The sequence below is a fragment of the Chakrabartyella piscis genome (genome assembly GCA_030067835.1).
In the GTDB taxonomy this organism is placed as follows: Bacteria; Bacillota; Clostridia; order Lachnospirales; family Anaerotignaceae; genus Chakrabartyella; species Chakrabartyella piscis.
On record CP092441.1, the window covers coordinates 1,112,746 to 1,124,849 of the forward strand.

Annotated in this window: 11 protein-coding genes; all 11 read left to right on the forward strand. The window is 38.4% G+C overall.

The genetic code is table 11. The features are described from left to right. The first annotated feature begins 18 nt into the window (after window positions 1-18). The 11 genes from MJY40_RS04875 (at window position 19) to MJY40_RS04925 (ending at window position 11,885) form a co-directional block, all read left to right on the forward strand. Complete coding sequence (locus MJY40_RS04875; protein WP_317855924.1) at window positions 19-213, forward strand: FeoB-associated Cys-rich membrane protein; 195 nt, start codon at window positions 19-21, stop codon at window positions 211-213. A gap of 575 nt (window positions 214-788) precedes the next feature. Next, the gene (locus tag MJY40_RS04880) at window positions 789-2,099 is read left to right on the forward strand and encodes a circularly permuted type 2 ATP-grasp protein (protein ID WP_317855925.1); all 1,311 of its coding nucleotides are present in this window, start codon (window positions 789-791) and stop codon (window positions 2,097-2,099) included. Continuing rightward, window positions 2,081-2,755: an alpha-E domain-containing protein gene (locus tag MJY40_RS04885; RefSeq protein ID WP_317855926.1), complete on the forward strand. Its 675-nt coding sequence runs from the start codon at window positions 2,081-2,083 to the stop codon at window positions 2,753-2,755. The genes MJY40_RS04880 and MJY40_RS04885 overlap by 19 nt, the downstream gene beginning before the upstream one ends. 9 nt (window positions 2,756-2,764) lie before the next feature. After that, window positions 2,765-3,535: a transglutaminase family protein gene (locus MJY40_RS04890; RefSeq protein WP_317855927.1), complete on the forward strand. Its 771-nt coding sequence runs from the start codon at window positions 2,765-2,767 to the stop codon at window positions 3,533-3,535. A gap of 107 nt (window positions 3,536-3,642) precedes the next feature. Continuing rightward, window positions 3,643-4,548: a 1-phosphofructokinase gene (gene pfkB, locus MJY40_RS04895; RefSeq protein WP_317855928.1), complete on the forward strand. Its 906-nt coding sequence runs from the start codon at window positions 3,643-3,645 to the stop codon at window positions 4,546-4,548. A 33-nt stretch (window positions 4,549-4,581) separates the two neighbouring features. After that, entirely contained in the window at window positions 4,582-6,471 is a 1,890-nt protein-coding gene (locus MJY40_RS04900; protein ID WP_317855929.1) for a PTS fructose transporter subunit IIABC, read from the forward strand. Window positions 6,472-7,003: 532 nt separating this feature from the next. Next, window positions 7,004-8,212 carry an ABC transporter substrate-binding protein gene (locus MJY40_RS04905; RefSeq protein ID WP_317855930.1) on the forward strand — a complete coding sequence of 403 codons (1,209 nt, stop codon included), beginning with the start codon at window positions 7,004-7,006 and terminating at the stop codon, window positions 8,210-8,212. A 219-nt stretch (window positions 8,213-8,431) separates the two neighbouring features. Further along, a complete protein-coding gene (locus tag MJY40_RS04910) occupies window positions 8,432-9,313 on the forward strand; it encodes a branched-chain amino acid ABC transporter permease (protein ID WP_317855931.1) in 882 nt (293 codons plus the stop codon). Between the two features lie 10 nt (window positions 9,314-9,323). Beyond that, window positions 9,324-10,403, forward strand: a complete 1,080-nt coding sequence (locus MJY40_RS04915; RefSeq protein WP_317855932.1) for a branched-chain amino acid ABC transporter permease — start codon at window positions 9,324-9,326, stop codon at window positions 10,401-10,403. A 1-nt stretch (window position 10,404) separates the two neighbouring features. Beyond that, on the forward strand, window positions 10,405-11,163 hold the full coding sequence (locus MJY40_RS04920) for an ABC transporter ATP-binding protein (protein WP_317855933.1): 759 nt from the start codon (window positions 10,405-10,407) through the stop codon (window positions 11,161-11,163). A gap of 11 nt (window positions 11,164-11,174) precedes the next feature. Beyond that, on the forward strand, window positions 11,175-11,885 hold the full coding sequence (locus MJY40_RS04925) for an ABC transporter ATP-binding protein (RefSeq protein ID WP_317855934.1): 711 nt from the start codon (window positions 11,175-11,177) through the stop codon (window positions 11,883-11,885). Window positions 11,886-12,104 lie beyond the last annotated feature (219 nt).

The following is a 12,104-nucleotide window of genomic DNA, read 5'->3' on the forward strand; positions in this document are numbered from 1 at the left end:
TCCTAAGGAGTGATTTATATGGATTTTATAGTTGGCTTAATCATTGTTTTGGTTGTCGGTTCAGCAATTGGATATATTGTAAAAGCAAAGAGAAATGGCGTAAAATGCATCGGTTGCTCTGCTGGTAGTACTTGTTCTGGACATTGTTCCAGCGAAGAATCCAGCTGTTCTTGTGGCAGTGGTTGTCATTGTCATGATAACGAAACAAAATAATGTATATTTAAGGGAGGAGCTTAAGGCTTCTCCTTTTTCTTTTAAGATAAGTGTTGCTAAGCCTAGAAGTATTCCTATATACTTGCGATGATTACAGTAGGGGCGTACCTATGTGTGTGCCCGTTTGCCTTTATTTCCACAGACCACGTATATTGAAAAAGGCTTCTCCCTTTTTGTATCATAGAATATTTGCATAAAATCAGCACAATTTCCGGTGACATCACGACTTGGTGGCGTTAACATATAGTGACTGGATTCAAATTCCACAACACACTTCATAAATTCTTCAAATTCCAACAAAAAAACCTATTTTTCTAGTGATATTTCTAATGGTTTTTCGTTGCAAAATAAAGACTATTGTAATTTTGGATAAGTTTTGTTTGGATTTTACAATACTCTTGTGAAATCCCCTATATTTGTTGTTTTTGGTGAAAACATGGTCATATGTCCTTGACAGGAAGTACAAAAATCTCTATACTAAATACATCATATGAAGAATTTGTGCAAAGGTGCGCAGAAGAGGTGTACTCTTTTTGTGGACCTTTTTTCTTTTTTCATAACAAAGGAGGAGTATCATGAAGGGGTTAGTCGCAAACGTAGGAACCATCAACAAACAACTTGCCAGATATGGTGTTAAATTTGGGATTTATAAAAACAATGAGTTTCATGAACGTCTATTTCCATTTGATCCATTGCCACGTGTCATTACAGCTGCTGAATGGAGTGTATTGGAAAAAGGACTCATACAACGTGTAGATGCTTTGAATGCTTTTTTGGGTGATATTTATGGCGAAAAGAATATCATCAAAGATGGTATTGTTCCTGAAGATTTTGTATATCTTTCTTCTGGATATTTGCCACAATGTGAAGGCATCAAACCACCACTTGGTGTGTTCAGTCATATTTCAGGTATCGATTTGGTCAAAGGTAAAAATGGTACTTGGTATATTTTAGAAGACAATTTGCGTGTACCATCAGGTGCATCTTATCCACTCATTGCACGTGATTTGTGCAGAAAATGTTCTGTGGATACCTTCAAAAACAATAAAGTGAAAGACAATAGAGATTATGGCGATTTGCTCAAAGGTGCAATGGATGCTGTCAACACAGGTGGTATCAATGTCATTTTCACACCAGGTAGATACAATGCAGCTTATTTTGAACATTCTTACTTAGCAGAGAAAAGCGGTTCTGTTTTGGCAGAATCCCAAGAGCTTTTTGTAGAAGACAATTGCTTGTACTATCGTTCTTTGGAAGGCAATTTGAAAGTTGGTAGCGTATATCGTAGAATCAGCGATGAATATTTGGATCCACTTTGTTTCTTGCAAGAATCCTTGATTGGCATTCCAAATTTGATGTCTGCATATAGAGCAGGCAATGTGGCAATTCTCAACGCACCAGGCAATGGTGTTGCTGATGATAAGGGTATTTACTATTTCGTACCAAAAATGATAGAGTATTATTTGCAAGAAAAACCAATTCTGTCCAATGCGCCTACATATTTGCCATTTTATGAAGCAGACCAAAAATATGTATTGGAAAACATGGATAAATTGGTTATCAAAGATGTTGCAGAAGCAGGTGGTTATGGTGTACTCTTTGGAAATGAATTGTCACCAGAGAAATTGGAAGAATTGAAAGCCACCATTTTGGCAGAACCTAGAAGATTCATTGCCCAAGAGGTCATTGATTTTGAAGATTTGCCATTGTTGGAAGGAGATACCACCATTGAACGTAAAGCAGATTTGCGTGCTTTCGTATTGTCTGGAACAGAAACAAAGGTTTGGCCTAGTGGTTTGACCAGATTTTCCAGAAATCCAGATAGTTTTATTGTCAATTCATCTCAAGGAGGAGGGTTTAAAGATACATGGGTGCTATCACGTTAAATAAAAACAATCGTTTGTTCTGGCTTGGCAGATATGCTGAGCGTGTATACCAAAGTGTTGGTATTGTTGCAAAAATGCAAGATATGATGTTGGATGAAGAAGATATTGACATTGACGCATTTTGTAGTAAAATAGGTATTGCTGCAATATTTGACTCACCAGAGGATTTTTGTAAAAGATATCCCTTTGATCGCAGTTTGCAAGGGTCAATTATTTGTGCAGCAGATGATATGCTTGGAAATGGTATGGTTTTGCGTGAACTTTTAGGCTCTTTGACCTTGAGTTATTTGCAAATGACTGTTTCTGCATTGGAGTTGGCATCCAAAAGCAAATCTTGTGCAGTGGAATTGCAATGGGTTTTGGACGATATCATGGCATTTCGTGGTAGCTATGCAGAATTCGTTGAAAAAACTTCCACAAGAAATACCATTCGTTGTGGTGCCAGTGTGGAACGTCTTGGAACCATGATTCGTTTCGATGCAACAGAATTGGAAATTCGTAAAGAATGTAAAAAACTGCTACATCGTTTGGAACGATCTGGATTGGATCACGATGCAGAACAATTGGCATACATCACGGAATTTATATCCAGTGAGGAGGAAAATTTGAACCGATTTGAACTGATTAGCAAGGTGGAATCGTTGTTTCAAGTTTGATATATATACATGAAAATTTTACAATTTGAAAGTGTAACCAAATTGCAGTTGAGTGAACCCATTTCAAAACATTATTTTTTATTGCGTTCATTGCCTGCTACATTTCCAGGGCAAAGGATTCGTTCAGCAAAGTTTGAGTTGTTTCCAGAAGTGCCATATACCTTGCAAAAAGATGGTTTTGGCAACTGGATGGAATCGGGTAGCATACCCTTTCCGCATACAGAATTTGTCTATAAAGTTTCTGGAATTGCAGAAGTTTCAGAATTGGATCGTGAACCAGAGCATTTGCACCCTATGTACAAACATCCATCACACTATACCCATATGAATGAGGATATGATAGAGTTTTTGGAAAATGTACATTTGCGTGGCACCACTTTGGCAAAAGCAATGCAACTGGCAGATGCAATTTATTGGTATATGAAATACAAAGCAGGTGTCACATCCACATTGACCACTGCAATAGAAGCATTCACCCAAAAGGCAGGTGTCTGTCAAGATTTCTCACATGTGTTCATTGCAATGGCAAGACATGCAGGCATTCCAGCCAGATATGCCAATGGTTTACCTTTAGGAAAGGGACCCAGTCATGCTTGGACAGAAGTATATGTAGATGGCACTTGGATTGGAGTGGATCCCACTAGAAATCGTTTGGTGGGTGATGATTACGTTCGTTTTTGCATAGGTCGAGATTTCTTGGATTGTGCTTTGGAGCGTGGTGTGTTGTTTGGTTCTGCTTCTCAATCACAAAGTACCATGACACATGTGATTCAACAATAAAATATCCAAAGGCGTAGATTAATTTCTACGTCTTTTTTTATGCAAATATGGTATACTTTTTACAAACGAGGACAAACTGACTGCAAGGTGAAATTGGAGGAGGATTTATGATATATACAATGACTTGTAATCCATCTTTGGATTATATTGTAACGGTAGATGGCTTTCAATTGGGCAAAACCAATCGCACACAAACAGAAAAAATGGTGGCAGGTGGCAAAGGCATCAATGTGTCTATGGTATTGCAAAATCTAGGCATTGCAAACATTGCTTTGGGCTTTGTGACAGATGATTTCACTGGAATGGAGTTTTTGCGTCAAATCCAAACATTGAAGGTAAAAAATGACTTTGTTTCTGTGGCAAATGGCACAACACGCATCAACATGAAATTAAAAAACATAGATGGTACAGAAATCAATGGAAAAGGACCCATTGTCACAAAGGAAGAACAAGAACTTTTGTTTGTAAAATTGGATTTGTTGCAACAAGATGATATTTTGATTTTATCAGGTAGCATTCCAAATGGCATTTCAGATGTATTCTATGGTGAAATCATGAAACGATTGCAAGATAAAGGGGTTCTATTTGTGGTGGATGCTACCAAAAAACTATTGGAATACGCATTGCCATATCAACCATTTCTCATCAAACCCAATAATCATGAATTGGGTGAATTGTTTGGTGTGGAGCTGACCACAAGAAAATCTGTGGTGCCATATGCAAAGAAAATCCAAGATTTAGGAGCAAGAAATGTATTGGTTTCCATGGCAGGAGAAGGCGCTGTGTTCTTGGCAGAAACAGGCGAAGTGTTCCAAATGGAAGCACCAAAAGGCACATTGGTCTATGGTGGTGGCGCTGGCGATTCTATGGTGGCAGGTTTTGTCACTGGCTGGTTGCAAGAAAAGGACTATTTCCATGGATTTAAGATGGGTGTTTCTGCTGGCAGTGCAACAGCATTTTCTGAAGGTCTGGCTACCAAAGAAGTGGTAGAAGCCATCTATAGAACCATATAAATACGCAACAAATCAATTTCTAGGAGGCATAACATGAAAATTACAGACTTATTGGATCAAAAGAGCATTTCTTTGGGTGCATCACCAAAAACAAAGGAAGAAGCAATTGATCAGGCTGTGGCTTTGATGGAGAAGAGTGGAAATGTAAAGGATTTACAGGGGTATCGACAAAGTGTTTTGGCAAGGGAACTTTTGAGTACCACAGGCATTGGTGATGGCATTGCAATTCCCCATGGAAAAAGCAAATCTGTGAAAAGAGCAGGACTTGCAGCAATGGTGATTCCAAAAGGTGTGGATTTTGATGCTTTGGATGGGGAACCAGTCCATTTACTATTTTTGATTGCAGCACCAGAAAGCAAAAGTGATGTACATTTGGAAGTGTTGCAAAAGCTATCCACACTACTGATGCAAGATGGATTTATGGAACAATTGCAATCAGCAAAAACAGAACAGGAATTTCTTTCAATCATAGATGAAGCAGAAGTAGAACCAGAAGCAATCCAAGAACCACCAAAGAAAAATGAAGATGTAATTTGCGATATTTTGGCAGTCACAGCATGTCCAACAGGAATTGCGCATACCTATATGGCAGCAGAAGCTTTGCAAAAAGCAGCAACAGCAAAGAATTGCACCATCAAAGTGGAAACAAGAGGTTCTAGTGGTGCCAAAAATGTTTTGACAGTAGAAGAAATCCAAAATGCAGATTGTATCATTGTAGCAGCAGATACCAAGGTGCCAATGGAACGTTTTGGTGGTAAGAAAGTCATAGAATGTCAGGTGTCAGATGGCATCAGCAAAGCAGAAAATTTGGTGGAACAAGCCATTTTGGGCAATGCACCCATATTGGAAAATACACATACAAACAAAGAAGAACATACAAAAAATAATGGTCACAAGGTATATATGCAATTGATGAATGGAGTTTCACACATGTTGCCATTTGTGGTTGGTGGCGGTATTTTGATTGCTTTGTCTTTCTTGATTGATGGTTTGTCTGTGGATTTGAATGCTTTGACAGAAATAGAACGTAGTGCTTTGGGTAGCATCACACCAGTGGCAGCAACTTTGAAAGAAATTGGTGGCATTGCATTTGGGTTTATGCTTCCTGTTTTGGCAGGCTTCATTGCCATGAGCATTGGAGATAGACCGGCTTTGGCACTTGGCTTTGTAGGTGGTTTGATGGCAGCAAATGGACAATCAGGATTCTTGGGTGCTTTGCTCATTGGTTTTGTATCGGGTTATGTGATTTTAGGCTTGCAAAAAATCACAAATCATTTGCCACAAACCATAGAAAAAATTGCACCAGTGATTCTATTTCCTGTGTTTGGGATTTTGACGGTTGGATTGGTGATGATGTATCTTGTGGAAACGCCAATAGGTGCACTGAACACAGCGCTAAACCAAGGACTTTTGACCATGAGTGGTACCAGTAAAATGGTGCTTGGTTTGATTTTGGGTGGTATGATGGCGATTGACATGGGTGGACCCTTCAATAAAGCAGCTTATGTCTTTGGTACAGCTTCCATTGCATCTGGAAATTATGACATTATGGCAGCGGTTATGGTCGGTGGCATGGTGCCACCATGTGCAATCGCTTTGGCAACCATTTTGTTTCAAAACAAATTCACCAAAGAAGAAAGGGCATCAGGACCAGTCAATTTCATTATGGGTTTGGCATTTATCACAGAAGGTGCAATTCCATTTGCATCAGCAGACCCACTTCGGGTGTTACCTTCTTGTATCATAGGTTCTGCTGTGGCAGGTGCTTTGTCTATGATGTTTGGATGTACGCTTATGGCACCACATGGTGGTATTTTTGTATTTCCTGTGGTGGGAAATCCATTCCAGTATGTCATTGCATTGTTGGTTGGTGTGGTGATTGGAGCATTGATTTTAGGTGTTTGCAAGAAAAAAACAATATAAAAATAACTATTTTCAGGGATATGCATATGTGTATCCCTTTTGTTTTGCATAAAATAAAAATATTTATCGTTTTTTTTGAGGATTACTGAAGAATTACAATGCATACATAAAAATGTCATCAAGTCATTATGTACAAAAGTGAAAACAAAAATGGCTCTATAACGTGATAAAATAGTTAAAAACACATAAAAAATAGTGCAAAATTCACAAATGATAGAATAAATACATGGAAAATAATAAAAAACGAAATACAGTTATTTTGAATTTTATTTGTGTATATTTTCTCGTTTTCTTGTTTCGATTGCATTAATTTTGTAAAAAAAGCGGTAAAAGTTTCTTTTGCATGCACATTTGACCTCGTATAAAACACAATAAAATCAAAATAAATGCATATTACTGAAAGAAATCAAGCAATATGCAGAAAAGTGTATAATTTGGCAAAATCCATTGACTTTTATATTTCACAGGGATATGATATGTAAAACCAAAGAAAAACGATTGGTTCAACAGAAGAAGAGGAGGAAATAAAATTATGAAAAAAAATCTTTTGAAAAGAATGATGAGCTTGACAATGGTGGCTGCAATGGCTCTCTCCATGGCAGGTTGTGGTGGTTCCGCAGCAACAGAAGAAGCAACAACATCTGATAGTACAGCTAGTGCTGAAACATCTGAAGGTGGCACATTTAAAATTGGTGGTATTGGACCTACAACAGGTGCTGTTGCAATCGCAGGTGCTTCTGTTAAAGCAGGTGCTGAAATCGCTGTAGAAGAAATCAACGCAGCTGGCGGTATCAACGGTATGATGGTAGAAATGAACTACCAAGATGATGAACATGATGCTGAAAAAGCAATCAACGCATACAACACATTGAAAGACTGGGGCATGCAAGTATTGATGGGTACAGTAACATCCAATCCTTGTATCGGTGTTGCTCCAGAAGCAGAAGCAGACAACATGTTCTTGTTGACACCATGTGCTTCCGCTGTTGAATGTATCGTTGCTGACAATGCATTCCGTGTTTGTTTCTCTGATCCAAACCAAGGTGCTGCATCTGCACAATACATTGTAGACAACGGTGTTGCTGATAAAGTAGCAGTTATCTATGATAGCTCTGATGTATACTCCAGTGGTATTTATGAATCCTTTGCAGCTGGTGCAGCTGAATATGGTGTAGATATCGTAGAAACACAAGCGTTTACATCTGAAAGTAGAACAGACTTCTCTGTACAAATCCAAAAAGCAAAAGCATCTGGCGCTGAATTGGTTTACATCCCAATTTACTACTCTGATGCAACTTTGATTCTTGCAGAAGCAGTGAAACAAGGTTACGATGCAAGATTCTTCGGTTGTGACGGTTTGGATGGTATCTTGAATGTAGAAGGTTTTGACACAAGCTTGGCAGAAGGACTTATGTTGTTGACACCATTTGCTGCTGATGCAACAGATGATTTGACAGTAAGCTTTGTAGAAAAATACATGGACAAAGTTGGTGAAGTTCCTAACCAATATGCAGCTGATGGTTACGATGCAATCTACATCATCAAAGCAGCAGCAGAAGCAGCAGGCGTTACAGCAGACATGGACTACTCCACAATCTGTGACTTGATGGTACCTGTTATGACAGAAATCACAGTTGCTGGTTTGACTGGTCCTGCAATGACATGGGAAGCTTCTGGCGAACCCAACAAAGATCCAAAAGTAGTTGAAATTGTTGATGGTGCATATGTATTGATGCAATAAAAATAAGAATATCGCTTTCATTGGAGGGACTGGATTCTTCCAATGAAATGATATATTGCAAAAGAAATTAAAAATACAAAAGTCAATATAAAATACAAAAGCAAAATAAAAGTACATAAAGATAAAATGGTTTGAGTAGAACCGAACAGGGGTATTCAATGAATGCCCTTGTTTTTTTCAAAGATATGTCAACAGTATATGGGTAAAAGGGGTGAGTGAATGGAGTTTTTATCGTATTTAATCAATGGAATTAGTTTGGGTAGCGTATTTGCGATCATTGCCCTTGGGTATACTATGGTTTATGGTATTGCGAAAATGTTGAACTTTGCACATGGGGATGTCATTATGGTTGGTTCCTATGTGGTATTTGTATCAGTCAATTCTATGGAACTTCCAACAGTTGTATCGGTGTTGCTTTCCATTGTGGTATGTATTGTTCTTGGTGTGGTCATCGAAGGCATTGCATATAAACCTTTGCGACAAGCACCAAAATTGGCAGTTCTCATTACAGCAATCGGTGTCAGCTATTTCTTACAAAATGTTGCTTTGTTGATTTTTGGTGCAGACACAAAATCTTTCCAATCTGTAGTCAAAGCAGATCCCATTACATTTGCAGGCGGTCAAGTGGTTGTTTCTGTGGAAACCATTGTAACCATTGCAGCTTGTATCATCATTGTTTTGGCTTTGAGCTATTTTATGAAACATTCCAAAATGGGACGTGCCATGCTTGCAGTTTCGGAAGATAGTGGTGCAGCACAACTTATGGGGATCAATGTCAATCGTACCATTACAGTCACATTTGCAATTGGTTCTGGTTTGGCAGCAATTGCAGGTGTTTTGCTTTGTTCTGCATATCCAGCACTGACTCCATACACAGGTTCTATGCCTGGTATCAAAGCCTTTGTTGCAGCGGTATTTGGTGGTATTGGTTCCATTCCAGGTGCACTTATTGGTGGCATTTTGTTGGGTATCATCGAAATTATGGGTAAAGCATACATATCTTCCCAATTGGCAGATGCCATTGTATTTGGTGTGTTGATTGTGGTGTTGATTGTGAAACCTACAGGATTACTTGGAAAACAAATCCAAGAGAAAGTGTAAGGTGGCAGCGATGAATATGATAAAATCTATGAGCAAAACAACAAAAAACAATGCGATTACCTATGCAATGGTCATCATAGCCTTTGCAGTGGTACAAACAATGGTTATGACAGGCAATATCACAAGTCTTATGAATGGGCTTTTGGTACCACTTTGTACCTATGTTATTTTGGCAATTTCTTTGAATTTGACAGTTGGTATTTTGGGTGAATTGAGTCTTGGACACGCAGGTTTTATGTGTGTAGGTGCATTCTCCAGTTCCATTTTTTCTCAATTGACAGTAGATGTGATTACAACTGGCTGGATGAGATTTTCACTTGCAATTATCTTAGGTGCAATTATGGCTGGTTTGTTTGGCTTCTTGGTTGGGATTCCAGTTTTGCGTCTGAAAGGTGATTATTTGGCAATTGTAACCTTGGCATTTGGTGAAATTGTAAAAAATGTCATCAATGCGATTTATGTGGGTATTGATGAAGCTGGCGTGCATTTTTCTTTGCAAGATGTAACTTCTTTGGGATTGTCTGAAACAGGTTTGGTACTCATCAAAGGACCACGTGGAATTACAGGCACACCAAAAGACTCCACATTTGTCATTGGTGTTATCTTGATTATCATTACTTTGATTGTCATTTTGAATTTGATGAATTCCAGAACAGGACGTGCAATCATGTCCATTCGTGACAATCGTATTGCAGCAGAATCTGTTGGGATCAACATTACAAAATATAAATTGTTGGCATTTGCCATTTCAGCAGCTTTGGCGGGCGTTGCAGGTGCTTTATATGCACACAACTTGTCTACTTTGACCGCTTTGCCTAAAAACTTTGGTTACAACATGTCCATTATGATTTTGGTATTCGTTGTTTTGGGTGGTATTGGTAACATTCGTGGTTCCATCATTGCAGCAGTGGTTTTGACATTGATTCCAGAGCTTTTGCGTTCCCTCAATGATTATCGTATGCTTATGTACGCAATTGTATTGATTGTAACTATGATTTGTACTTGGAGCCCTAAAATCAAAGAGCTTCGTGAAAGATATTCTTTGCAAAATTGGATACAGAAAAAGAAACATGCAAAGGAGGTTGTGTGATATGGCACTTTTGGAAATCAATAACTTAGGTATTTCTTTCGGTGGTTTGCGTGCAGTAGATGCATTCAACTTGAAAATTGAAAAAGGTCAATTGTATGGCTTGATTGGACCCAATGGTGCTGGCAAAACCACAGCATTCAACCTTTTGACAGGTGTATACAAACCATCACAAGGTAGAGTTTTGTTGGATGGTGAAGATATTACAGGCAAATCTGTAATCGAAATCAATCGTACAGGTGTTGCAAGAACCTTCCAAAATATTCGTTTGTTCCATGAACTACCTGTTTTGGATAATGTAAAAGTTGGACTCCACAACCAAATGGAATATTCCACATTGGCAGGCATTTTGCGTTTGCCAAAATATAGAAAAGTAGAAAAAGAAATGAACCAAAAAGCAATGGAATTGTTGAAAGTATTTGATTTGGATGGAGATGCAGAAACATTGGCAGGCAACCTTCCTTATGGGAAACAAAGAAAATTGGAAATTGCCAGAGCATTGGCAACCAATCCAAAACTATTGCTTTTGGATGAACCAGCAGCTGGTATGAATCCAAATGAAACAAAAGAATTGATGGATACCATTCGTTTCATTCGTGATGAATTTGATATGACCATTTTGCTCATTGAACATGATATGAAATTGGTTGGTGGTATTTGTGAAGAATTAACTGTTTTGAGCTTTGGTCAAATCTTGGCACAAGGAGAAACCAGTGCTGTTTTGAAAGATCCAAAGGTTATTACAGCATATCTTGGAGAATAGGAGGGTGTCTTATGGCAATGTTGGAAATCAAAGATTTGGAAGTATATTATGGAATGATTCATGCCTTAAAAGGACTCTCTTTTGAAGTCAATGAAGGGGAAATCATTGCACTGATTGGTGCAAATGGTGCTGGCAAAACCACAATTTTGCATACAGTAACAGGTTTGCTTTCTCCAAGATCAGGCAGTGTTATGTTTGAAGGAAAAGACGTTACAAAAGTGCCAGCACATCAAATTGTTTCCATGGGTATGGCACATGTACCAGAAGGTAGACGTGTATTTGCAAGTTTGAGTGTTTTGGATAACTTGAAAATGGGTGCTTACACCAGAACCGATAAAGCAGAAATAGAAGAATCTTTGCAAAGGGTATACAAAAGATTCCCACGTTTGGAAGAACGTAGCAACCAAGCAGCAGGTACACTTTCTGGTGGTGAGCAACAAATGCTTGCTATGGGACGTGCTCTTATGTCCAAACCAAAAATCATCTTGATGGATGAACCTTCTATGGGTCTTTCTCCTATTTATGTAAACGAAATTTTTGATATCATTCGTGAAGTCAGTGCCAGTGGAACCACAGTGCTTTTGGTGGAACAAAATGCAAAAAAAGCACTTTCCATTGCAGATCGAGCATATGTTTTGGAAACAGGAAATATTGTACTTTCTGGTGATGCAAAAGAATTGATCAACGATGATTCTGTGAAAAAAGCATACCTTGGTGAATAAACTAAGATTTTTCGTCACGATGCTTCTTTGAATGACAATCCTGTAGGGTGTGGCTTGCTGCCACCGTTATGAACTACATATCCATTTATTTTGTTAAATGTGTGTGTATATGGTTGACAAATGTGTTTGCTGGTGGTATGATAAGTAAAATTTAACACTTGAAACCGATGAAGTGGAGATAAAAATAGTTGTGCATCTACAGAGAGTCTGGAAAGCTGA

Coding starts and splice junctions, on each gene's coding strand:
- MJY40_RS04875 (WP_317855924.1), top strand. CDS start 19: ATGGATTTTATAGTTGGCTTAATCATTGTTTTGGTTGTCGGTTCAGCA.
- MJY40_RS04880 (WP_317855925.1), top strand. CDS start 789: ATGAAGGGGTTAGTCGCAAACGTAGGAACCATCAACAAACAACTTGCC.
- MJY40_RS04885 (WP_317855926.1), top strand. CDS start 2,081: ATGGGTGCTATCACGTTAAATAAAAACAATCGTTTGTTCTGGCTTGGC.
- MJY40_RS04890 (WP_317855927.1), top strand. CDS start 2,765: ATGAAAATTTTACAATTTGAAAGTGTAACCAAATTGCAGTTGAGTGAA.
- pfkB (WP_317855928.1), top strand. CDS start 3,643: ATGATATATACAATGACTTGTAATCCATCTTTGGATTATATTGTAACG.
- MJY40_RS04900 (WP_317855929.1), top strand. CDS start 4,582: ATGAAAATTACAGACTTATTGGATCAAAAGAGCATTTCTTTGGGTGCA.
- MJY40_RS04905 (WP_317855930.1), top strand. CDS start 7,004: ATGAAAAAAAATCTTTTGAAAAGAATGATGAGCTTGACAATGGTGGCT.
- MJY40_RS04910 (WP_317855931.1), top strand. CDS start 8,432: ATGGAGTTTTTATCGTATTTAATCAATGGAATTAGTTTGGGTAGCGTA.
- MJY40_RS04915 (WP_317855932.1), top strand. CDS start 9,324: ATGAATATGATAAAATCTATGAGCAAAACAACAAAAAACAATGCGATT.
- MJY40_RS04920 (WP_317855933.1), top strand. CDS start 10,405: ATGGCACTTTTGGAAATCAATAACTTAGGTATTTCTTTCGGTGGTTTG.
- MJY40_RS04925 (WP_317855934.1), top strand. CDS start 11,175: ATGGCAATGTTGGAAATCAAAGATTTGGAAGTATATTATGGAATGATT.